The organism is Thomasclavelia saccharogumia DSM 17460, from assembly GCF_000686665.1.
Taxonomy (GTDB): Bacteria; Bacillota_I; Bacilli_A; order Erysipelotrichales; family Coprobacillaceae; genus Thomasclavelia; species Thomasclavelia saccharogumia.
This window is the reverse complement of record NZ_JMLH01000046.1, coordinates 1-24,555: the sequence shown is the minus strand read 5'-3', so window position 1 is coordinate 24,555 and position 24,555 is coordinate 1. Positions and strand designations below refer to the sequence as shown.

The following is a 24,555-nucleotide window of genomic DNA, read 5'->3' as shown; positions in this document are numbered from 1 at the left end:
TTATCTCAAGAATAAAAAAATTTCTGGTCCCGCAAAGACCAGAAAGATCATATGAACGTGCTATAAAACCCAAATCATGTCAACCGTTAAATTATAGAACGTCCTGACATGAATTATTATAACACGTTATTTTAGAATAACAATAAAATTTTTTGAGCTAGATGCTAGTTCTTTTTAAGTATATCTAAAATCCATATTTTTATATTTTTATTTATGAATAACAGAAAAGATGGCTGTTTTTACTTTAACAACCATCTTATCTTAATTCAATGATTTTTCATTTTCTCTTAACTTAATACCATTGGTGATCGATCTTCCTTTTTTATTTGTTTTATACTTAAAAAAGTTTATTCTTTAAAATCTTAGAGAATAAACTTTTTAATTTCAAAATTATTTATTTAAATCAATATCTGCTAGAACATTAGCTAAACCAACATAAGATGCTGGTGTCATTTCAACTAAAGTCTGACGATCTTGATCAGATAAGATATCTAAACTTTCTGCAAATTTTAAGATATCTTCTTTAGAAATACTCTTTCCTCTAGTTAATGCTTTTAAAGTATCATAAGCATCAGGTACACCATATTTTCTTAACATCGTTTGAATTGGCTCAGCCAATACTTCCCATTTTTCATTTAAATCACTAGCAAGTTTTTCTTTGTTTACAACACATTTAGCTAAACCATTCATTGTTTCATTGATTGCCTGTAATGAATAACCAAATGCTAAACCTAGATTTCTTTGACTTGATGAATCAGATAGATCTCTTTGCATTCTTGATTTAGGTAATTTATTTGATAAAGCAATACAAATATTATTTGACATATCGACGTTTGCTTCACTGTTTTCAAAACGAATTGGATTAACTTTATGAGGCATCGTACTACTTCCAACTTCTCCTTTAACCGGAATTTGTTTAAAGTATTCCATTGAAATATATAGCCACATATCAACATCAAAATCCACTAAAACATTATTAAAATGGCGAATACCATCTAAAATATGACAAGTATAATCATGACTTTCGATTTGCGTTGTCAAAGGATTAAATGTTAAGCCCAAATACTCTTCAACAAATTTTTTTGCAAGACTTTGCCAGTCTTCATTAGGAAAAGCTGTTAAGATAGCACTATAGTTTCCCGTAGCCCCATTAAATTTAGCTTTGATTTTAACCGCTTCAACATTTTCAATACTTGATAAAAAGCGATAAGCATAAACTTTAAATTCTTTACCAATCGTTGTTGGTGTAGCAGGCTGTCCATGAGTATGAGCTAACATCGCATCATCTTTATGCTCAGCTGCCCATTTATCAATAATAGCTGCAAATTCTTTAGCTTTTGGTAACCAGACATCTTTTAAGCCATATTTTAACATGCAGGCATAAGATGTATTATTGATATCTTCTGAAGTACAGCCGATATGAACAAAACTTTGTAAATAACCAAATCCTAAAGCATCTACTCTTTCATCAATGAAATATTCTACCGCTTTAACATCATGACGCGTTGTATTTTCAATTTCTTTAATTCTCGCAAAAGAATCATAGTTAAATTCACTAGCAATAGCCGTAAGTTTATCCATATCTTTTACATCAAATTTAGCTAAAATATCACTTTCAACATTTTCAATTAAAAACTTCAACCATTGAATTTCAACGAAAACTCTATATTTAACTAACGCATATTCAGAAAAATACTCTCCTAATGCATCTTTAACACCAGAATAACGTCCATCTAATGGACAAAGTGTCAAACATTCAAATTCTTGTTTTTCCATTCTATTTTCCACCCTTAAAATAATCTACACCAGCTTCAAATAATTTTTGGTCCATTTCACCATAAACATTTTTAAAGCGGTTTTCACCTTGACGTTCACTATGTCCCATCTTACCGATGACACGACCATCACGTGAAATAATACCTTCAATTGCATACATCGATCCATTTGGATTATACGGTGTCTGCATTGTCACCTTACGATTTGGATCAACATATTGTGAGAATACTTGCCCATTTTCAAATAATTCTTCAATAACTTCTTTTGGCGCCACAAAGCGACCTTCACCATGACTAACAGGAATTGTATGAATATCATTAACATTTACATATTTTAACCAAGGTGATTTAACACTTCCAATTCGTGTATCTACCATTTGTGAAACATGGCGCCCAATAGTATTGAAAGTCAAAGTTGGATCATTTTTAGACATCTCCTGAATCTTACCATATGGTAATAATCCTAATTTAACTAAAGCCTGGAAACCATTACAAATACCAATCATTAAACCGTCACGATTTTCTAATAAATCAGTAATTGCAGCTTTTAAGCGCGGATTCTTTAATACTGTTGCGATAAATTTACCAGAACCTTCTGGTTCATCCCCAGCACTAAATCCACCTGGTAACATCACGATATTAGCTCGTTTGATCGCTGCTTCTAATTCATCGATCGAATCATTAAGCATTTGTTCTGTTTTATTTCTAATTAATACTAACTCAACTTTAGCTCCAGCTTTTTCAAAAGCCCGTTTTGAATCATATTCACAGTTTGTTCCTGGGAATACTGGAATCACTACTAAAGGAGTTTCGACAACTACCTTTGCTTTTAAATCTGATCTTGTTTGACAAGCTGCTACTTTAATTTCACTAGTTGGTGCTTTTTCTCTTGTTGGATAGACATTTTCTAATGGTGCTTTATTGATTGCATAAGCTTCATCTAAAGAAATCTTATCACTGCCATAAGATAAAACATCACTTTCATTAGTTGTAGCCACAATACGATAATTATCAAATGTACTTAAATCTTTTTCTGATTTAACTTCAATAATAATATTTCCATAATCACGAGCCACATAACTTTCTAGACTATTTTCGGTATTAAAAGCAACTCCAACACCATTACCAAAAGCCATTTTACTTACAGCTTCAATAACCCCACCATCTTTTACAGTATAAGCACTATAAATTTTCTTTTCTTTCATTAAAGCTACGACTGCATCATACTGCTTTTGTAAATGATCAAAATCAAATACTTTATACTTATCTTTATTAATGATGATTTCAGCTAAAACATGACCAGTTTCTTTAAGTTCTGGTGTCATAATATCATCAACTTCACTACTTGTAATTGCAAATGATACAAGTGTTGGCGGTACATGGAGTTCTTCAAAAGAACCAGACATACTATCTTTACCACCAATTGAAGGTAATTTTAAAGCACTTTGAACTCGATAAGCTCCCAGTAATGCTGCCATTGGTTTCCCCCAGCTAGTTGGATTATCTAATAATTTTTCAAAATATTCCTGGAATGAAAATCTAATTGTATGATAATTTCCACCCATTGCTACTATTTTAGCGACAGATTCAACGATTGCATACATCGCCCCATGATATGGTGACCATTTTGAAATTAGCGGATTATAACCATAAGCCATGATTGAAGCTGTTGTTGTTTCCTTTCCTAATACTGGAATCAAAGCTGCCATCCCTTCAGTTTCACTATGATACTTAATTCCCCCAAATGGTGATAAAACTGTTCCATTACCAATTGAAGAGTCAAATCTTTCAATCAATCCTTTTTGTGAAGCCACACTTAATTTAGATAATGTATCTTTTACTGTTGAAACAAAATTTGTTTGTTTTTCTTCATCAAATGGCGTGTTATCAAAATCTGGTAAAGTGATTTTTACATCTTGATAACGTTTAGCTCCAGCCGCATCTAAGAAATCACGTGAAATATTAACAATATCTGCTCCCATATGTTTCATTACTAATCTATTTTCATCAGTTACTACAGCTACTTGCACGACTTCTAAGTTTTCTTTAGCACATTCAGCTTTGATAAAATCAGCATCTTTAGCATCAATAACGATAGCCATCCGTTCTTGTGATTCAGAAATAGCAAGTTCACTACCAGTCAAACCATCATATTTCTTTAATACAGCATCTAAATCAATAACTAATCCTGGTGCTAATTCACCTACTGCAACACAGACTCCACCAGCACCAAAATCATTACAACGAACAATTTTTTCACTTACTTCTTTATTTCTAAATAATCGTTGAATCTTTCTTTCTTCAACTGGATTACCTTTTTGAACTTCAGCTCCTGCTGTTTCAATCGATTTAATATCATGAGATTTAGAAGAACCTGTTGCACCACCAATTCCATCACGACCGGTACGTCCTCCAATCAATAAAACAATATGATCTTTTAATGGTTCCAGACGTTTAACTTGTTCTTTAGGAGCAGCAGCTACTACTGCACCAAGTTCCATTCTTTTAGCGACATAACCTTCATCGTAGATTTCATGGACATAACCTGTTGTCAAACCGATTTGATTTCCATATGAAGAGAATCCATGAGCAGATTCTTGACATAGTTTACGTTGTGGTAATTTCCCTTTCATAGTCTCTTCTAATGATTTACGAGGATCACCAGCTCCTGTAATACGCATTGACTGATATACATAAGCACGACCTGAAAGCGGATCTCTAATTGCCCCGCCTAGACATGTTGCTGCTCCCCCAAAAGGTTCAATTTCTGTTGGATGGTTATGAGTTTCATTTTTAAACATCAACAACCATTGTTCATCGCCATCAGTTGTATGTACAGTTATTTCGACTGAGCAGGCATTGATTTCTTCAGATACTTCTAAGTCATCTAAATAACCTGTTTTACGTAATTCTTTCATTGAGATCGTTGCAAGATCCATCAAAGTTAAAGGACGTTTTGTATCGATTCCATAAACTAAATGACGACTTGTTTTATAATCTTCAATATCTTTTTCTAAAATTTCTTTAAATGCACCATTTTCAATATCTAAATCAGTGATAACTGTTGCAAATGTTGTATGACGACAGTGATCAGACCAATATGTATCTAATACTTTTAATTCTGTTTCCGTTGGATCTCTTTTTTCTTCATTTTTAAAATAATCCTGAGTTACTTTTAAATCTTCATAGTTCATCGCCATCCCGTTGTCAGCTAAAAACTTCTCAAGACCAGCTTTATCTAATTCATTAAATCCCGTAATCGTTGGTACTGGTTTAATATCTGGTGCTTTATCATTAAGATCTTCTGGTTTATCCAAACTAGCTAAACGCTGATCGACCGGATTGATTAAAAAGCTTTGGATCTGTTTTAAAACAGTATCCTTATCCCCTGTAAAAGTAATTGCAAAGACTCTTGCACATTTTACTTTAGCAGTTGTATTTCCCGTTAAAATCGCAAAACATTGTTCACATGAATCAGCTCTTTGATCATATTGGCCAGGTAAAAATTCAATAGCAAAAATTGCTTCATCATCACTTTTAGGGAAATCTTCCTGATATACATCATCAACCATTGGTTCTGATAAGATAGTATTAATACCTTGAGCTAAAATATCATCACTAATACCTTGAACATCATAACGATTAATGATTCTTAATGTCTTGATATCTAATCCCAATTGTTCAATTAAATTATGTTTAATTTCATTTGCTTCAGTTGCATACGCTGTCCTTTTTTCAACGTATATCCGTTTTACCTTACTCATAATATCCCCCTATCTAAGTCCAATGTCATTACGGTAATATTTACCATCAAAATCGATTTTTTTAGCTACAGCATAAACTTTGCTTCGAACCTCTTCTAACGAAGAACCAGTCGCACAGATATTTAAGACCCGACCACCACTAGTCACTAATTTACCATCTTTGATGGCAGTTCCAGCGTGGAAAATTACACAATCATCACAATCATCAATATTTTTAATTTCAATTCCTTTTGGATAACTTCCTGGATAACCACCACTTGCAAGCACTAAGCAGGCAGCATGTTGATCATTCCATTTAACTTCAACATCTTTTAATGTCTTAGTCGCACAGGCAACCATAATATCATATAGATCGCTATCTAAGCGTAACATGATCGATTGCGTTTCGGGATCGCCAAAACGAACATTAAATTCTAAGACTTTTGCTTTCCCATCTTCAATCATCAAGCCAATAAAAACAACGCCACGATAATCCATCTGATCAGCCTTCAAACCTGCCATAAATGGCTCTAAAATATCTTTTTTCAATACTTCATCCATATTTTCAGGCATAAATGGATTTGGTGAAACAGTTCCCATACCACCAGTATTTGGACCAGTATTACCATCGTAAATCTGTTTATGATCTTTAGCACTTACCATTGGAACGATCGTTTCCCCATCAGTAAAGCATAATAATGAGCATTCAAATCCCGTTAAAAATTCTTCTAACACAACTTTGCTGCCAGCACCATCTAAGCTGCCATCGATCATCATTTCTTTTAATGTAGTTTTAGCATCATCAAGATTATCAACGATGACAACACCCTTACCAGCTGCAAGTCCATCAGCTTTGATAACTAAAGGATAATCAAACTCCTTAATAGCTTCAACTGCTTCTTCATAACTATTTACTTCTTTGTATTTAGCAGTTGGAATATTATGTCTAACCATAAAATCTTTAGAAAATGCTTTACTTCCTTCCAAAGTTGCTGCCTGTTTAGTTGGCCCAAAAGCCATAAATCCAGCTGCTTCTAAATCATCAGCCAAACCATTACATAAAGGAACTTCAGGCCCAATGACAGTTAAATCTATTTTATTTTCACGAACAAAATTAACGATCATTTCATTATCTTCAACACTACCACTAATACATTCACCGATCTTAGCAATTCCCGGATTACCTGGAATTGCATAAATTTGATCAACTTTATTACTTTGGTTTAATTTATAAGCAATGGCATGTTCACGTCCACCACTACCAATTACGAGTACTTTCATAAGCTCTGAACCTCTCTACTAATGTCTAAAATGCCGGTATCCTGTAAATACCATTGGAATACCTTTTTCATTACAAAAATCAATTGAATCCTGATCACGAATCGAACCACCAGGTTGAACGATTGCCCCAATTCCAGCATTATAAGCAACCTGGGCGCAATCACTAAATGGGAAGAACGCATCACTAGCAAGTACTGCCCCATTAAAATCTTTATCAGGATTATTATGGATCGCATTTTCTAATGCCCAAACTCTTGAAGTTTGACCACCACCAACAGCTAATGTAACACCATTTTTAACGATACAGATAGCATTAGATTTAACAAATTTAACGACCCGCATCCCAAATTCCATATCACTGATCTGTTCTTCAGTTGGTTTAGCTTCAGTTACACAATTCATCTCTTTGATCATTTCAGTATTAATATCTTGAACTAATACCTTACCTTCTAAATATTTAATATCGTATTTAGCTTCTCTTACATCAATATTTTTAAGTTTTAAAATCCGTAAATTTTTCTTTTTCTTCAATACTTCTAAAGCATCATCATCAAAATCTGGTGCGGCTACGATTTCTAAGAAAATCTTATGCATTTCTTCAGCTGTCTTTTTATCAATTTTATAGTTAACAGCAACAATTCCCCCAAAAATACTTTGTGGATCAGCTTCATAGGCTTTCATATATGAATCATATCCATCTTTACCGATCGCTACACCACAAGGAGTTGAGTGTTTAATGGCCGCTGTTACGATTTGATCTTTAAATTCACGAACTACCGCTACAGCCCCATATAGATCATTAACGTTATTAAATGAAATTTCTTTACCATGTAATTGTTCATAATCTAATAAACTGTGCTGTACAAATGGATCAACATAACTATTTGCTCTTTGTTGTGAATTTTCACCATAACGTAAATGTTCTGTTTTCTTTAAACTAATATTTAATGTATCTGGGAAATCATCACCAACAACTCCTGCAAAATAACGAGAAATCATGGCATCATAGGCCCCTGTCATTGAAAATGCTTTATATGCAAGATTTAATCTAAAATCAAAATCGTCATTATTTTCTTTGATTGCAGATAAAACATTATCATAATCTTTAGGATCAGTAACAATTAAAACATCTTTAAAATTCTTTGCTGCTGAACGAATCATTGAAGGACCACCAATATCAATATTTTCAATCATCTCAGCCATTGGTTTACCTGCTTTTAAAGCTTTTTCAAATTCATATAAATTAACACACACTAAATCAATTGGCTGAATATCCATTTCTTTAACTGTGTTTACATGTTCTTCTAGATCACGACGGAATAATAAACCGCCATGAACTTTAGGATGTAATGTTTTAACCCGACCATCTAAAATTTCTGGAAATCCCGTCACATCATCAATTGCAATACATGACACATCTGCTTCCTGTAATTTAGCCATTGTTCCCCCTGTAGAAACAATTTCAAATCCTAACTCAACTAAACCTTTACAAAAATCAACGATACCATCTTTATTAGTAACACTAACTAATGCTCTTTTCATTTATTTCACCTTAGCCCTTTCATTTTCGATAACGATCTTACCATCACAATATAAAGCTACTGCTTTAGGTAAAATACGATGTTCAATTTCTAAAACTCTAGCCTGAATATCCTCAGGATCATCTAAATCATCAATATTACAAGCTTCTTGAAGTATGATTGGTCCTCCATCAACTTCTTTATTGACAAAATGAACTGTTGCCCCTGTTACTTTAACACCCCGTGCTAATACTTTTTCATGAACGTGCATACCATAATAGCCTGGTCCACAAAAAGAAGGAATAAGTGATGGATGAATATTGATGATCTTATTTGGATAAGCATCAATCAGCACATCGCTAAGAATTGCCAAATAGCCTGCCAAAACAACTAAATCAACCTCACGTTCTTTAAGCATCTTAACGATCAATTCATCATCTTTTCTAACAACTGCTGTTTCAATTCCGGCTTTTTTAGCCCGTTCTAGACCAAAAGCATTTTTACGATTAGAAATAACTAAAACGATTTTTCCATTAATACTTTTATTTTCAACTGCATCAATAACTGATTGTAAGTCTGTTCCCCCGCCAGAAATAAAGACAGCAATCTTTAACATAACTTGACTCCTTTATCACCAGCTTCAATATTACCAACTACATAACATTTATCACCAGCAGCTTCGATTGCTTCCATCGCTTTTTCAACATCACCTGGATCTAAGGCAATGACCATCCCAAGTCCCATATTGAATGTGTTATACATCATCTCTTGAGCAATATCACCATTTTTAGCAATTAGATCGAAGATTGCTGGAACTTCATAGCTATCTTTATTAATAACTGCTTTAACCCCTTCAGGTAACATTCGTGGAACATTTTCAAAGAATCCACCACCAGTAATATGAGAGCACCCTTTTATTTTAATACCTGCATCTTTAATATTTTTAAGTGCCTTGACATAAATTCTAGTTGGTTCAATCAAAGCTTCACCAAGTGTCTTACCTAATTCATCATAATATGTATCTAATGATTCTTTACTCATTTCAAAAACCTGACGTACTAGAGAAAAACCATTACTATGAACACCACTTGAAGCAATCCCTACTAAAACATCTCCAGGTTTGATATCTTCACCATTGATAATATCTTTTTTATCAACGACCCCAACTGCAAATCCTGCTAAATCATAATCATCTTCTGGCATTAATCCAGGATGCTCAGCTGTTTCACCACCAACTAATGCACAACCAGATTGTTTACAACCCTCAGCTACACCACTTACGATCGTTGCAATTTTTTCAGGATAATTTTTTCCACAAGCAATATAATCTAAAAAGAATAGCGGTTCACCACCAGAACAAGCAATATCATTTACACACATTGCAACTGCATCGATTCCGATCGTATCATGTTTATCCATGATAAATGCTAATTTTACTTTTGTCCCACATCCATCAGTTCCTGACAAAAGAACAGGTTCATCCATCTCTTTGATTGCACTTAAATCAAAGGCTCCAGCAAATCCGCCAAGCCCGCCAAGAACTTCTGGTCGCATTGTTTCTTTAACGTGTTTTTTCATTAATTCAACAGATTTATATCCTGCTTCAATATCTACTCCGGCCTTTTTATAATCCATCTTTGGTCTCCTTTTATTATTTTTGCATTCTTGCTAAAACTGCTTTATAAGTTTCGATCAAATCACCGATATCTTGTCTAAATACATCTTTATCATATTTTTGATTAGTATCAACATCCCATAAACGACAAGAATCTGGAGAAATTTCATCAGCTAATAAGATTTGACCATCAGCTGTTTTACCAAATTCAATTTTAAAATCAACTAATTTTAAATTTAAGCTTAAGAAGAACTCTTTTAATAACTCATTGATTTTTAAAGTTTCCTGTTTAATAAAATTATATTCATCTCTTGTACATAATTTTAAAGCTATCGCATGATCTTCATTGATCAAAGGATCTCCATAATCATCATTTTTGTAGCTTAATTCAAAGATTGGTTCATCTAAAACAATTCCTTCTGGAGCTCCTAATCTTTTACAAAAAGATCCTGTTGTAATGTTTCTAATAATTACTTCCAATGGGAAAATGTCCACTTTTTTAACTAAAATATCACGATCATTTAATTTCTTGATCATATGTGTTTTGATTCCCGCTTCTTCAAGCATATCAAAGATAATACAAGAAATTGTATTATTTAAAACACCCTTACCTTCAAACTGATCATGTTTAACCCCATTACCAGCTGTTGCATCATCTTTATAATGAATTAAATATTCATCATCTTTATCAGTCTTATAAACTTGTTTTGCTTTTCCTTCATATAATAATTCTGCCATTTTTCTAATTTCTCCTTTTACCTTTATTTATATTTTGCCATAACTTCTGCGTTTGCTTCCATAGCTTGAACTTCCATTTCCTTACGATAAGCAACTAATTTTTCTTTAATGCTTTCATGTTTGATAGCCATGATCTGTAAAGCTAAATAAGCTGCATTTTTACTTCCATTGATTGCTACAGTCGCTACTGGAATTCCTGAAGGCATTTGTACGATCGATAATAAAGCATCCATTCCATCTAAAGTTGCTCCACTAATTGGCACCCCAATTACTGGTAAAACTGTTTGCGAAGCAACAACACCAGGTAAAGCTGCAGCCATTCCGGCAGCAGTAATGATTACTTCTGTTCCATCTGTTTCTGTTTCTTTAATAAATGAGCTTAATCCTAAATGTGCTCGATGTGCTGAAAGACATCTAACATTTACTTCAACACCATAATCTTTTAAAATCCCAATTGCTGGTTCAACCTTGCTTAAATCACTAGTAGAACCCATGATAATTGCTACTTTCATAATTTCACCCTTTCTTTTTAAACCACTAAAAGTGACCTGCGTCACTTTTAAAATAAACCGACAATCTTACCATCTTTATCAATATCCATATTAACTGCTGCTGGACGTTTTGGCAGTCCCGGCATTCTCATAATACTTCCTGAGATAGCCACTAAAAATCCTGCCCCTGCAGAAGGAATAAGATCATTGATCTTAACCGTAAAACCACTAGGTCGTCCTAATAATGTCGCCTGGTCTGATAAAGAATATTGAGTTTTCGCTACACAGATTGGAAGTTTTCCTAACCCTTGAGCTTCATACTTCTTCATCTTCGTTAAAACCTTTTTATCAAAGGCAACGCCATCAGCACCATAGATTTCTTTGGCGATGGTTTCAATTTTTTCTTTAATTGATATATCTAAACTATATAAAGGCTGATAGTTAGCTTCTTTAGTATCTAAAATTTCTAATAATTTTTCAGCTAATTCAATACCACCATCAGCACCTTTTTCCCATACTTTAGAGATCGCTACATCAACCCCTAATTTATTACATGTATCTTTTAATAATTGTAATTCAGCTTCTGTATCCGTCGGAAATGCATTGATAGCAACTACAGAAGGAATATTATATTTAGCAATATTTTCAATATGTTTTTCTAAGTTTTGAACACCTTTAGCTAAAGCTTCAAGATTTTCTGTTGATAATTCTTTTTTATCAACGCCACCATGCATCTTTAAAGCTCTAACAGTAGCTACGATAACTACCGCTTGAGGATCAAGACCAGCTTGCCGGCATTTGATATCTAAGAACTTTTCAGCCCCTAGATCAGCTCCAAACCCTGCTTCAGTGATCGCATAATCACCTAATTTGATTGCAAGTTTAGTCGCCATAACTGAATTACAGCCATGAGCAATATTAGCAAACGGTCCTCCGTGAACAAAAACGGGCGTATGATCTAATGTTTGAACTAAATTTGGTTTGATTGCATCTTTTAATAATAAAGTAACCGCACCAGTTGCTTCAATATCGTCAACTGTAACTGGATTTCCTTCATAGTTATAAGCAACGATCATTTTACCAGCACGCTCTTTTAAATCTTCAAGACTAGTAGCCAGACATAAAATTGCCATTACTTCACTAGCAACGCTAATATCAAAACCATCTTCACGTGGCACACCGTTTACTTTTCCACCTAAACCGCATACTGTATGACGTAAAGCGCGGTCATTTAAATCAACCACTCTTTTCCAAACGATATTACGAACATCAATGTTTAACGGGTTCCCTTGATGAATCGAATTATCAAGCATCGCTGCAATTAAATTATTAGCAGCAGTAATAGCATGAATATCGCCAGTAAAGTGTAAATTAATATCTTCCATGGGAACTACCTGAGCATATCCGCCCCCAGCAGCTCCCCCTTTAATTCCAAAACATGGTCCTAAAGATGGTTCTCTCATTGCTACAACTGATTTTTTCCCCATTTTATTTAAAGCTTGAGAAAGACCGATCATCGTAGTTGTTTTCCCTTCTCCAGCCGGTGTGGGATTGATCGCTGTAACAAGAACTAATTTTCCATTAGGATTATTTTCCAAACGATTAATTGCTTCAAGAGCAATTTTTGCTTTATATTTCCCATATAATTCTAAATCATCATCTTCTAAACCAACTTTTTTAGCAATCTCACTAATTGGTTCCATCTTCGCACTTTGTGCAATTTCAACATCAGTTAACATAACGCCACCCTTTCACATATAATTTTCAAAATATAAATCTAAGGTCAGTCTCTATCAAAATAAAAATACAACTAATTTATATCATATTTCCACTTTTTTCTCAACTAATACAATAGGTTAAAAACAAGCATTTTGACCATAGAATTAAAAAAGAGCCTACACCTCTCCAGACTCTTGCCCAGACGGTCGGCTCTTCAATGATTATACTCCCTGTGGTTAATTCCACTTCCGTCAGTCGTATAACTATTTGCATGATATCATTTATTGATTCAAGATTCAAGCATTTACTACTAAAACAATTTAATTTTATAAAATTACTTAAAATTAATAATTCTTCAAATTTTATATACTATCCAATTTTCTACAAGTTTTGATACAAACAAGCATTTATAAAGACTGCCTCTTTATATATAGATATAAAATTATATCCTGTAAAACATATTTTACTCTTTGCCTTTAACAATAACAAACAGTTTACAAATTCATGACATACACATTGACCATTAAATATAAGAACTCAATAATAATTCATAAAATAATTGAAAATCAGATTACCAATTTTATGCAGACGATATAAAAAAGCCAACTTCTTCAGTTAGCTTCATTATACTATGTTATGAACACAAGTCTGAATTATTTATTAATATCTTTACATAAATTAATCATCAGTTGATGTACGACTACCAATTAGATGTTCTTCCATATGTTCAAATATTTCTCTCACTGTCATTGGTTTTTGACCTGTTAAGATTTCAAAATCGTTTGTAAATGTTGCCATTTGATTTTGACGTATAGCTCTTCCAAATGTTACCATTCCATCAGAGCAGAATGGAAAATTTGTAGCTGTTTGAGCCCACATATCCTCAGTCGTTCTTGGAACACCAATAGAATCAAAAAATGCATATTGTTGATCATCATTAATTTCTACATACTTAACATTATGCCCTGTGACTTCATTAGCAATTTGAATATATTCTTCTATAGTTAATAATTCTGCGCCATTAACATCAATGATACGATCTTCCCAATCAGACATTGCAGCACAAGCACAAGCAAGTGCACAATCATCTCTTGAAATATAAGCCATCTTACCATTTCCCATATTATTTGCAAGTATATTATCAGTATTCTCATATGCATTTATATAATTAGAAACCATTGCTTCTGCATATTGTGAATCTCTTAAGAATAAATAATGGATTGGTTGCTGCTTTACATATGCCTCAAACCATACATGATCATTGACTTCATAAGTATCAATATCAGGTTCTCCTGCACCTACTATTGATGTATAAACGACTCTATTTACTCCTGCTTTTACTGCAGCATCTAAAGCTTTCTTTTGAGCCGCTCTTCTCTTTGGACCAACAAAAGGCATTGAAATTAATATCATTGTATCAATCCCTGAGAATGCTTTTACGAGACCTTCTTCATCATTAAAATCCGCTATTCTCTTTTCCACATCTACATCAGCATATTTTGCCAATCCATCTTTTGTTGGAGCAGCAAACACTAAATCTTTAAGTGGCCATCTTTTTAATAAAATGCTAGCTGCTTTACTGCCAAAATTTCCATCTACACCATTTAACAAAATTTTCATAACTCTTTCCTCCATCCTTTTTTCTTTTCCACTCATATTTTAATATATTTAGTCTATAATAATAGTACCCAAAAAGTTTAAAAACTCTATAACTATTTGTTATAGAGTTCAAAATAATTTAAAATTGAATGAATTAACTTTTGAGTTATTGGATTTTGCTCTTTATCTAAATATGCCATTACATATTTTGAGCTATGATGACTATTTTTTAATGGTATGATTTTAACTTCTTCAGATCTAACAACATCACATGATGTAATGGCTACACCTTCACCAATGGAAACATCAAAAACAAGTGAATCAAATGACTCAACTTCTTTTTTTATTTTTGGAACAAATCCGTCTAATTTACATGCCTTTATGAAATCTTGATAAAATTGAAAACCATATTTTTTTGATAAAACTATAAATTCCTCGTTAATAAGTTGTTTAACATCTAATTCAGTATATTTTGCAAAAGGATGATCGAATGAGCATATAACACATATATCATAATTATATAATACATGATATTTTATTTGATTATAGTGCTTAAAATTAGATTCAATACCAAAACTGATGTGTATCTTTTGATTTAATAAACTATTTACAGTATCATCAAAATTAAACTTATTTAATGATATTTTAACTTTTGAATTTTCTTTTTTAAATTCATTGATTGCATTGATAATTCTTCTATTTTGATACAATCCTGTAAACCCAATCTCAATTTCATGAGATTCTAATTGTTGAAGTTTATTATACAATTCTGTAACTTGTTTTTGTATTTTTTTACATTCTTTATAATAAATCTCACCTGCTGTTGTTAACACTGGTCGATAACCTGAACGATCGAAAAGAGTAACACCTATTTCTCTTTCTAACAGCATCACTTGTTTTGAAAGATTTGGCTGAGAAAGATACAGTTTCTTAGATGCAGCAGAAAATGATTTCTCCTCTGCTACTGTTATAAAATACAGAACCTTTTGTTCTAACATCATATCACCTCTATAGAAAAGTCCTGAAGATTTGAGATATACCAATTCAAGATAAGAAGATTTACATGTAGAAATAAAAAATCCATATATATTATAAACTATAAATCTCAATTTATCTATATACCAAATTATAACATGCACGATCATTTAATATCATATCCAAAACAATAAATCTCATTAAAAAACTTTTTAATAAACAAAAAGATATTAAATATAGATAAGCAGAAACTTTCTAGAAAAAATTAGTTAAGTTTCATTGTACTAAACATCTATAATTCTTATTATGTTCTTCTATTTTTAATTATTTGCATATTTAACAACTTCTTTATTAATAAAAAGCAATCTCCTTTATCAAGAAATTGCCTTAATACTAGCTATTTCATTAATCTTTTCCTTGCAATTAATTTTTCTGCCTGTTTAGTCGTATAATACTTTTCTTTAGCAACCTTATATTCTTCTTTTACGCTATCTTCATTAAAATATTTAAAATTAGAATCTGTTTCAAAAGCATCTTTCAAAATTTTCATAAGATATTGTGGTTCATCATAAGTTGCCATAACTAAACTATCTCTTAGATAAGCAGGATAGTCTTTTAAAAGTCCAGCATTAAATTCTATTCTGCGACTTAATAGAATTCTTTTAATAAATGTTGTACATGTTCTTGTATTTCCCATATACCTACAAATAAATCAAATGTTGATTTCAATGCAACACCTTTGTCGCTCCAGTCAAATTGATTTGCCTTATCTAAAAAAGTTCCTAATCGTTCTTCTATCTCATTATGTTTTGCATATTCAACAGAAAGTCCTGATAGTACTCTTTCAGATTTATATAAACCAACCATTCTATATTGACCAGCCCATTCATAAAGATTGCCAAATAAAAAATGATGAAGTTCATTAAGATGTTTTACTGAAATATCACTATTGATCTGTTCTGGTCGAAGTTCCAAAGATAGTATTTTTGTATTAGTACTTTCTCTTTCAAGTTCATCTAAGATATCTTTATTATGAATATCATATAAATTCTTGAAAACATATGTTCATTTATAGCAGTAAATATCATCCATAGATATACTCCAATTTATGAACTTTTTGATCTAATTCTTCCAAAGTGATTTTACCTAAAACAAAATCATCTAAAGCCTTTAAATATTTTTCATTTGGTAAATCAGCAGCAGTCAAAAGGATTCCTAAAGCATTATTTACTGCTTTTCTTCTTTTTTTCATTTCATCTAATTGATTCATTATAAAAAACTCCTTTCACTGATGATATATGATCATTTATTTTGACTTCTATATTATACCATATTTTCGTTTGCTTTATGATAAAAAGAATATCGTTATTTAACCTAATGCAATAAATATAATATACTTTAAAATATTTTTTGAAAAATCGCATAAACCAATTTCAAAATTTATTGATTACTTGCACGTTTTACACAAATCTAAAAAATCATTTTATATAATAATTTGTGGAGATTTGCTAAAACATATTTATTGCCAAATAGACTTATAAATTTATTTAGAAAATAGACAAACCATTTTTTGAAGAAACTTATAAATAAATATAAACAGAAACAAGATTTAAAAAATTCTAATTTTGTGATAACTTGTTATCATCTAATTAATTCATAAACTGAAATTTATCGTTCAACAACCATTGTCAACAGAACTAAATCTTCATTATCCATATTAACAATACTATGTTTAGAGCCTTTCTTACAGATATGGCAGATTCCAGCAGACAGAATTTCTTCCTGACCGTCACATACCGTTTTTTCCTTTCCAAATAATACATAATTTATATCAATCTTTATGCAAGCCAATCGAACCACCTGCATGAATAGAACACAGGATAATCTTTCTTTGTTCATCCATATACATTTTTGCAGTTATTGTTCGGGTTTCTTTATTCATTCCTGGTATTGTAATTTCTTCTTTTTTGTTAAAATCTATCAACATTGTTATTTCTCCTAAATTCTTATTTGTAATTACTTAATATGCTGATAAGCGTCTTTTATAGTTATTTTTTCTAAATCTTCTATTTTTTCTAAATGACGATATTTTAAAGATTTTTGAGTGAATCCATAGTCTTCACAAACTTTATACTGATATATTTGATTATAAAAATTTTCATCTAGTTTTTTTACTCCTTGTATTCCACATTTTTCTTCCATTTCTTTATATAATCCAATAAAGTTATAATCTTTTACACCTTTATTGTTTCTTATAAATCCAAAAAGATAAATGCAATCATTATCTATTTCTACATACTTTAAAAAGACTTTATCTAAATCATAAAATGAAGCAATAATTGGTTTTAAAGTCTTTAAATCATATTTAGTTAATCGGGTTCTCGTTGTAAATTCAGGTGCTTCAATATTATATAAATATTTTCCATCTTGAGTTATATCAAAATTTTCATCCTGACTTCCAATATTTGAAAATCTAATTTTTTTTATTAATTCTAATTTATCTAAATCATAAAATAAAAGCCATCCAGATGTTGATTTTACTACTAAAATATTTGTATTTGGAATAAACTTACCTCGATACATATAAAGAACATCTTGAAATCTTGCTAATTCATTTTCTTCATGATCATAAATATATACAGTTTTACCACTTAAACCAACTTTAAAATGATTATTTTGTGTATATCCCTCATATTTTTTTATCAGTTTATTATTATTGAATTCTTGACATATCATTTGAAAACTATCCTCATTATCTTTTGTACGATTATTATCTAATTTTCTTTTTGTTCGTAAAACAAGTTTTGATAATGAACTAGCTGTATGACCTAAATCAAATCCCATAATATCATCTCCTCAACAAATTCCAATTTCATTACCGTCGTCTAAACTAAACCCCATGACCTCAGAAGCCTCTTTCCATGCCAAATTCCCGCATTCTCCAACAAATAAAAATTTGTCAATCAGCATTTCTTATCTTTCTTATATTGCGATTCATTAAATGTCTGCCTAAATTTCTATATAGAAAAGCTTTAAATACTGACATTTCTTGGTGATGTTCTTCAAGTAAATCGTCTGGACAATCATATATTCCGAAGTCTTGATTGATCCCTTCACTTTGAATATAAGTATTGTTACGCTCAAAATCAATTACAGGATTGCAAAAATCTTTTACAGCAACACCATATCCGCAAAAAGCACCTATACAAGTAGCGTTTATGCTTTGTAATCTTGAGAGGTATTCTTTATCTAAAATAAATGCCTCAAGTTCATACCATACTCCATCCAAATAAACTTCAACCCAACTATGAAAAATATTTTTAGGTGCTTTTTTATATACAATGCCAGTCATTGCACCTTTTTGTAATTTTTTATCAATTGTAAACCCATGTACCCGACATGGGACATTTACCCCACGAAGCAATGCCATGAAAAGCGTTCCTTTTGTATTACATTGTCCATATCCATCAGACAAAACTTCCGCTGCCGAAATACTATCATCCACATTATATCCAAATAAAATTTCATCACGAACAAAATTGTATATCTGCTTGATACGATTGTATATATCAATATCTTTCCACCCTCTATCACTTATTAAATGTTGTATATTGACATCTGAAAAATTTAACATCGGTGTTTCTTTCAAATATCTTTCCATATAATTTACCCTTTCACAAATTCCAATTGTGCAAACCCATAATTTAAGGGTTTCATTACCTGTTATAATTTATTATTAAATTCTTGGAAAACCCTTATAAACACTAACTTTTCTGTATGTGTGCTTTCCCTTATGTGTTCCCTTGTGTTATATCGTTCCACAAGGATTTACGAACCCTCATAAGGGCAAAAACAAGGGAAGCAAAATCACATAACACATTATAACACAATATGAATGGACTGTGTGAACTGATTGAAATGCTTTTAGATTTTACAGAAAAGAGGGTTGATTGAATGAATATCATATACGCAGATTACAACATTTACCACAACAGCATTGATATATGCACTTATGCCGGATATATTTTACGGATTGACTGTGCAAAAGCAGAGGAAGGATTGAAGACCACCCCTAATTCGGAGTGTGCTTTGAATGCCCTTGCAATAGATAATCCAGTTGAATATGCAAGACTTTATCTTGACGGAATTATGCAAATTTGGATAGATGCAGAGGACAGTTTAGAGGTGTGGTAACTATACAGGCGGATTGCTAAGAATGGGCAGTCCGCCTTAAATAATCAAGAAAAATATAAGTGGAATAATAGGGATATTCGTGGTACAATAGAGAGCGAAAATTTGAATTTGCGCCTACAATGATAATAAACATATAAATCTTAACGACAAGGAGGAACAACAGTTATGGATAACAAAGAACTGGTAAGTCGCTTTTTTGTGGAAGGATATATCAATCACAATTACGACTTTATCATGGAATGTATGGCGGAGGACTACATAGACCACAGTCCTGCCGGAGCAAGAAGTAATGCTGATGCCGTGGGCATCTTGAAAATTGTGGAGGGACAATTCTCTGACCTGAAAATTGAGGTGCTTGATGTATTTGGTGAGGAGGATATGGTTGCAACCAGAATTCTCTATCAAGGTATTCATGCCGGAACTTGTATGGGAATACCGGCTACCGGAAAGCATATTAGCTTTGAGGCATTGGAGAACTTTAGGGTTGTGGACGGCAAGATTGTTGAATCATGGGGCTATTGGCCAGATAAAGAAATTGAAGCGAAACTTCGATAAATTTCAGTAAGCCAGTGTGTTTAACTGAGAGACGAATTTGAAGTTGACGGAGGAATAAAAATGCTTACACATGTTGGCACAAATACAATAGAGACAGAGAGATTAATACTTCGAAGGTTCGAATATACAGATGACGACGCAATGCTTAAATATTGGGTTGCAGACGAGAAAATACAATCATTATATTCTGAACCAGTGTACTCTACTAAAGATGAGGTAAAAGGATTGCTTGACAAGTATATAGGTTCTTATGAAAAGAATGACTATTATCGTTGGGCTGTTGTTGAAAAAACAACGGGTGAATGTATAGGACAGATAGCATATTTTTTGGTTGATAGTAAGAATTATTTTGCTGAAATTGAATATTGCATTGGTTCGGATTTTCAGTGTAAAGGTTTTGCAACAGAGGCAACAAAAGCAGTTATTGCATATGGATTCGATAGAATGAATTTGCACAAGGTTCAAATTTGTACTAAGACTATTAATGCACCATCAAAACGAGTAATAGAAAAATGTGGTTTTGTATATGAAGGAACATTGAGAGACTATTTCTATATGAGCGGAGAATATGTTGGAAGATTGTATTTTTCAATATTAAGAAATGAGTTTGAAACTATGAAATAGGATATTTGTAGAGGTATTGTTTATGAAGAATGAATATAGAAAAGCGGATGTTGCAGATGCAGAATTACTGATAGATATTTATAATTCTACATTTTATAGTGATTATATTAAATATGGTGAATGTCCTGCTTATGGAAAAACAAAAGAAATGATGGAGAAATCTATAATAGATTATCCTAAATTTATTATTTTATATAATACCGAACCAGTCGGTTGCATTTCTTGTAAGAAGGTGGAAAAAGGAATATATGAGGTGGGCTGTTTGTGTGTTGTTCCAGAGTTTCAAGGAAAAGGAATAGGAACTCAAGCAATTAAATTTATAACATCGCACTACGAGGATTGGGATAAATTTACTTTAGTCACCCCCATAGACAAAAAGGAAAATGTAAAGTTTTATACAGAAAAATGTGGATTTGATATAGTGTCTATGGAAATGGATGGGAATGTTAAAGTAGCACGATTTGTTTTAGAAAAATAAATTTGAAGTTTCTGTTATGTAATTTATTTTATTGAAAAGGAAAGAGTAGAAAAAATGATACTTTGCATTGTAGTAGCTCCATGCAGAGTCTGAGGAGACTGCATGGAGGAACAGCACTAGGCTGATATCCTCAGGCTTTGCTTCTGTTTTGAGAAATAGTTGATAAGAAAAGGAGCAAAGAAATGAAAAATATAAAGAAAAATGAATTATACCAGTTGAAAGATTTTTTGATTCTCTGGAGTACCCAGAGTGTATCTCAACTTGGTAGCAGTATCACAGCATTTGCACTTACTTTATGGCTGTATGAGAAGACAGGTTCTTCATTAAGCACAGCAACACTTACTATATGCTCTTATGCACCATATGTGCTAATGAGCATATTTGCAGGAGCATTGACAGACAGATTTGATAAAAAGAAGACAATGCTTGTTTGTGATGTGCTTGCAGTGTTTTGTACCATAGTAGTATTTGGGTTATTTAGAACAAATCGTTTAATGGTATGGCATTTGTATGCTTTAAATGCAATTTCCGGATTAATGAATACAGTACAGCAACCTGCATCAGAAGTTGCTATGACGCTTATCATTCCTGAAAAGTATTATCAGAAGACAAGTGGTCTTCGTTCTTTGTCAAGGTCGCTGATATCCATATTAAATCCTTTGATTGCTACAGCATTGTATTCTTTTATAGGGCTTAATGGTGTTATAGCAGTAGATATCGGAAGCTTTATAGTTGCATTTGTTGCATTGCAGTTTTTTATTAGAATTCCAGAAAGCAAGAGTGAAAGAAAAGAAAGTGTACTTGTTCTTGCTAAAGAAGGAATTGGATTTTTGAAAGACAATCCAATGATTATGATGCTGATATTATTTATGGCAGGTGTTAATCTGGTGGCTTCCGCTTTTGATGCAACGTTACCGGGTTATGTGCTTCCGAATCCAAAAGGTGGTCAGACAGTTCTTGGAATTGTTACTTCTTGTTCCGGTGTAGCTATGATTATTGGGAGTCTGATTGTTTCTGTTTTACCTAAGCCAAAGGATAGGGTAAAAGTCGTTTATTTGACAATGTTATTTTCGTTGGGAACTGAAAACTTTTTACTGGCATTTTCCAGAGAACCAGTATTATGGTGTATTGGACAGGTTATTGGATGGATTCTTGTGCCTGTTATGAGTACTAATTTGGATGTGATTCTTAGGAGCACCATTCCGGTGGAATTACAAGGGCGTGTTTATGCGTGTCGCAATACTCTTCAGTATTTTACTATCCCGATTGGATTGTTTTTGGGAGGTTTTATGGTAGATAATGTATGCGAACCGCTTATGGTCGCATATGGTGAATTATCAATTTTAAAAACGCTTTTTGGTACGGGTAAAGGTTCAGGTGCTGCACTTATGATGTTTATACTTGGTTTAAGTGGAAGTTTAATCTGTATTATTACCGGTAAGAAATTGAAAAAATATCAATATGTAAAAAAATAACTTTGTTTTGGGGCGATTTATTTCGCCCCTTATTCATCTTGCAAGAATGAAATATCATAAAAATTCAACCTGATAACACTCTCGAAACTTTCAGTCTTGCGGAGAGCTTGAAGGTAACAGAAGATTTAAATTTCATGGAGGTTTTTATGAATAAAGAGTGGTCAGAAATGAATAAGACTATGCAATTACAGATTAAGAAAAAAGAGACCTTTTCAGCGGGTATAGATACATTGCTTACACTCCGTGAAGAACTTATGAAACAGATTCTACTGTTTAAGACGGAATTATCATTTGATGATTTTAGTGCAATGCCATATATGAATGCAAAAGGGTATCATAATAAAACTATTGCCTATTCTCTTTGGCATATTTTTCGCATTGAAGATATTGTTGCACATACACTTATTGCTGATGATGAACAAGTGTTATTTAAAGGCGATTATCAAAGACGCATAAATTCTTCGATTATTACAACTGCAAACGAACTTGTAAAAGAAGAGATAAGTGAGTTTTCAAAGAAACTGTCTATTGAAGAATTATATAATTACATAATTGATGTTGATGCATCTACAACACGAGTTTTAAAATCCCTTGCATATAGTGATATTAAAGAGAAAATCACTGCTGAAAAAAGAAAACAGTTGGAGATGCTAAATGTAGTGAGTGATGATGAAAACGCATATTGGTTAATTGATTACTGGTGCGGAAAAGATGTAAAGGGATTGATACAGATGCCGTTTTCAAGACATTGGATTATGCATATTGAGGCATGTTTAAAGATAAGAGATAAACAGTTATCTATTAAGTAAATTTCAGGTTTACGCATACTATGTATTTAAAATAGCCTTGTCCTATGTGTATGGATAAGGCTATTCATTTGGCAGGAGGGGCGATCATCTCGCCCCTTTATCTCTGCTTCTATAAGGTTGACTGGCATTCTGCCTATCAGCCTTTTCTTTATACCTTTGTATCTTGTCGTGCATGGTTTCGACTTTTGGAATTGCTTTTTCTCCGTAGGTTTCTTCCCATTTGGCACATTCCCTCTGATATGCGTCGGTGGCACGCTGTGCGGTATAAAACGCTGTGTAGAAATCCTGTACCGTTGCAAATCCATGTTGTATGACAATACTGGATAATCCGGCTTTAAGGCTTCGGATTTCCTCGTTTTTGGTGGCTATTCTGCTTTCAAGTTCCTTTTTCTTGGTGAGCCTTGCAAGTCCCCTTAAATCGCTTAATTCAATCTCCAGTTTATTCCGTTCACGCTCTGCTTCAAAGATAAGATGATTTTGTTTATCAAGCGTAACCTTGATTTTTTGAAGTCTTGGGAAGGCGGCTGCTTCTGGTGGCATAACCGGTCTTGGAGGTATCTGTGGCTTGGGCTGTTCTACAACCTCTGCGTCCAGAACAGTTGCGGTAACTGTAACGCTTGGTGGCTTAGGCTCTGTTGTTGATATGCAAATTATTTTGACTCAAAAAACTACTGTTTATGCATTCGTAAATTAGTTAAAATTAAATATAACTAATTTAATTTGATAATATTTTATTCAAATTATTTTATGCCGAGAAAACTTATTTATAGTGGATATTCCTAAGTTATACTTTTTCATAAGCAAAATCTTGTTGATTTTGCTTGGTTTTAACGGTTCTTAGGAATTTGGCTCCACTGTAAATAAGGAAATTGGAATAAATTAATTTGATTGTTTGTGCCATTATATTTTGCTATTTTTTACTAATTAGCTCATATCTTTTACTTCTGTTATCCAATTTAATTTG

General features: G+C 32.5%; 25 protein-coding genes and 1 riboswitch. Of the genes, 6 read left to right on the top strand and 19 right to left on the bottom strand.

Going from position 1 to position 24,555, the window contains the following annotated elements:
• Window positions 1-390: 390 nt before the first annotated feature.
• From purB to BR82_RS0110270, 18 genes are all read right to left on the bottom strand, one after another.
• On the bottom strand, window positions 391-1,776 hold the full coding sequence (gene purB / locus BR82_RS0110360; protein WP_027090138.1) for an adenylosuccinate lyase: 1,386 nt from the start codon (window positions 1,774-1,776) through the stop codon (window positions 391-393).
• A gap of 1 nt (window position 1,777) precedes the next feature.
• Window positions 1,778-5,539, bottom strand: coding sequence for a phosphoribosylformylglycinamidine synthase (locus BR82_RS0110355; RefSeq protein WP_027090137.1), 3,762 nt, complete (start codon window positions 5,537-5,539; stop codon window positions 1,778-1,780).
• 9 nt (window positions 5,540-5,548) lie between these two features.
• On the bottom strand, window positions 5,549-6,799 hold the full coding sequence (gene purD, locus BR82_RS0110350; RefSeq protein WP_027090136.1) for a phosphoribosylamine--glycine ligase: 1,251 nt from the start codon (window positions 6,797-6,799) through the stop codon (window positions 5,549-5,551).
• An 18-nt stretch (window positions 6,800-6,817) separates the two neighbouring features.
• Window positions 6,818-8,341, bottom strand: coding sequence for a bifunctional phosphoribosylaminoimidazolecarboxamide formyltransferase/IMP cyclohydrolase (gene purH, locus BR82_RS0110345; RefSeq protein ID WP_027090135.1), 1,524 nt, complete (start codon window positions 8,339-8,341; stop codon window positions 6,818-6,820).
• Window positions 8,342-8,935 carry a phosphoribosylglycinamide formyltransferase gene (gene purN / locus BR82_RS0110340; protein ID WP_027090134.1) on the bottom strand — a complete coding sequence of 198 codons (594 nt, stop codon included), beginning with the start codon at window positions 8,933-8,935 and terminating at the stop codon, window positions 8,342-8,344. It lies immediately after the preceding gene.
• A complete protein-coding gene (gene purM / locus BR82_RS0110335; RefSeq protein ID WP_027090133.1) occupies window positions 8,929-9,954 on the bottom strand; it encodes a phosphoribosylformylglycinamidine cyclo-ligase in 1,026 nt (341 codons plus the stop codon). The genes purN and purM overlap by 7 nt, the downstream gene beginning before the upstream one ends.
• Window positions 9,955-9,970: 16 nt before the next feature.
• Window positions 9,971-10,672: a phosphoribosylaminoimidazolesuccinocarboxamide synthase gene (purC, locus tag BR82_RS0110330; RefSeq protein WP_027090132.1), complete on the bottom strand. Its 702-nt coding sequence runs from the start codon at window positions 10,670-10,672 to the stop codon at window positions 9,971-9,973.
• Window positions 10,673-10,695: 23 nt separating this feature from the next.
• Complete coding sequence (purE, locus tag BR82_RS0110325) at window positions 10,696-11,184, bottom strand: 5-(carboxyamino)imidazole ribonucleotide mutase (RefSeq protein ID WP_027090131.1); 489 nt, start codon at window positions 11,182-11,184, stop codon at window positions 10,696-10,698.
• A 47-nt stretch (window positions 11,185-11,231) separates the two neighbouring features.
• On the bottom strand, window positions 11,232-12,902 hold the full coding sequence (locus tag BR82_RS0110320; protein WP_027090130.1) for a formate--tetrahydrofolate ligase: 1,671 nt from the start codon (window positions 12,900-12,902) through the stop codon (window positions 11,232-11,234).
• A gap of 169 nt (window positions 12,903-13,071) precedes the next feature.
• Window positions 13,072-13,151: riboswitch (ZMP/ZTP riboswitch) on the bottom strand.
• A 409-nt stretch (window positions 13,152-13,560) separates the two neighbouring features.
• Complete coding sequence (locus BR82_RS0110315) at window positions 13,561-14,502, bottom strand: NmrA family NAD(P)-binding protein (RefSeq protein ID WP_205618752.1); 942 nt, start codon at window positions 14,500-14,502, stop codon at window positions 13,561-13,563.
• Between the two features lie 92 nt (window positions 14,503-14,594).
• Complete coding sequence (locus BR82_RS15650; protein WP_051592814.1) at window positions 14,595-15,479, bottom strand: LysR family transcriptional regulator; 885 nt, start codon at window positions 15,477-15,479, stop codon at window positions 14,595-14,597.
• A gap of 374 nt (window positions 15,480-15,853) precedes the next feature.
• Window positions 15,854-16,036 carry a hypothetical protein gene (locus BR82_RS17080; RefSeq protein ID WP_147590244.1) on the bottom strand — a complete coding sequence of 61 codons (183 nt, stop codon included), beginning with the start codon at window positions 16,034-16,036 and terminating at the stop codon, window positions 15,854-15,856.
• Window positions 16,037-16,104: 68 nt separating this feature from the next.
• Complete coding sequence (locus tag BR82_RS0110300; protein WP_027090127.1) at window positions 16,105-16,431, bottom strand: Fic family protein; 327 nt, start codon at window positions 16,429-16,431, stop codon at window positions 16,105-16,107.
• 109 nt (window positions 16,432-16,540) lie between these two features.
• Window positions 16,541-16,726 carry an antitoxin VbhA family protein gene (locus BR82_RS0110295; protein WP_027090126.1) on the bottom strand — a complete coding sequence of 62 codons (186 nt, stop codon included), beginning with the start codon at window positions 16,724-16,726 and terminating at the stop codon, window positions 16,541-16,543.
• A 398-nt stretch (window positions 16,727-17,124) separates the two neighbouring features.
• A complete protein-coding gene (locus tag BR82_RS0110290; protein WP_240474548.1) occupies window positions 17,125-17,307 on the bottom strand; it encodes a cupin domain-containing protein in 183 nt (60 codons plus the stop codon).
• On the bottom strand, window positions 17,288-17,443 hold the full coding sequence (locus tag BR82_RS17075; protein ID WP_154659613.1) for a hypothetical protein: 156 nt from the start codon (window positions 17,441-17,443) through the stop codon (window positions 17,288-17,290). The genes BR82_RS0110290 and BR82_RS17075 overlap by 20 nt, the downstream gene beginning before the upstream one ends.
• Window positions 17,444-17,472: 29 nt before the next feature.
• Window positions 17,473-18,300: a hypothetical protein gene (locus BR82_RS0110280; protein WP_027090124.1), complete on the bottom strand. Its 828-nt coding sequence runs from the start codon at window positions 18,298-18,300 to the stop codon at window positions 17,473-17,475.
• Between the two features lie 115 nt (window positions 18,301-18,415).
• Window positions 18,416-19,117 (bottom strand): transglutaminase-like domain-containing protein, encoded by a 702-nt coding sequence (locus BR82_RS0110270; RefSeq protein ID WP_027090123.1) that lies wholly within the window; start codon window positions 19,115-19,117, stop codon window positions 18,416-18,418.
• Between the two features lie 293 nt (window positions 19,118-19,410).
• Between BR82_RS0110270 and BR82_RS0110265 the strand changes: the two genes are divergently transcribed.
• The 6 genes from BR82_RS0110265 (at window position 19,411) to BR82_RS0110240 (ending at window position 23,591) form a co-directional block, all read left to right on the top strand.
• Window positions 19,411-19,650, top strand: coding sequence for a DUF6061 family protein (locus tag BR82_RS0110265; RefSeq protein ID WP_027090122.1), 240 nt, complete (start codon window positions 19,411-19,413; stop codon window positions 19,648-19,650).
• 165 nt (window positions 19,651-19,815) lie between these two features.
• Window positions 19,816-20,205 (top strand): ester cyclase, encoded by a 390-nt coding sequence (locus BR82_RS0110260; RefSeq protein ID WP_034864727.1) that lies wholly within the window; start codon window positions 19,816-19,818, stop codon window positions 20,203-20,205.
• Between the two features lie 60 nt (window positions 20,206-20,265).
• The gene (locus BR82_RS0110255; protein ID WP_027090120.1) at window positions 20,266-20,829 is read left to right on the top strand and encodes a GNAT family N-acetyltransferase; all 564 of its coding nucleotides are present in this window, start codon (window positions 20,266-20,268) and stop codon (window positions 20,827-20,829) included.
• A 22-nt stretch (window positions 20,830-20,851) separates the two neighbouring features.
• Window positions 20,852-21,307 carry a GNAT family N-acetyltransferase gene (locus tag BR82_RS0110250; RefSeq protein ID WP_027090119.1) on the top strand — a complete coding sequence of 152 codons (456 nt, stop codon included), beginning with the start codon at window positions 20,852-20,854 and terminating at the stop codon, window positions 21,305-21,307.
• A gap of 182 nt (window positions 21,308-21,489) precedes the next feature.
• Entirely contained in the window at window positions 21,490-22,782 is a 1,293-nt protein-coding gene (locus BR82_RS0110245; protein WP_034864725.1) for an MFS transporter, read from the top strand.
• A gap of 146 nt (window positions 22,783-22,928) precedes the next feature.
• Complete coding sequence (locus BR82_RS0110240) at window positions 22,929-23,591, top strand: hypothetical protein (RefSeq protein ID WP_027090117.1); 663 nt, start codon at window positions 22,929-22,931, stop codon at window positions 23,589-23,591.
• A gap of 84 nt (window positions 23,592-23,675) precedes the next feature.
• Here BR82_RS0110240 and BR82_RS0110235 read toward each other — a convergent pair whose 3' ends face one another.
• Window positions 23,676-24,131, bottom strand: coding sequence for a hypothetical protein (locus BR82_RS0110235; protein ID WP_027090116.1), 456 nt, complete (start codon window positions 24,129-24,131; stop codon window positions 23,676-23,678).
• Between the last annotated feature and the right edge of the window lie 424 nt (window positions 24,132-24,555).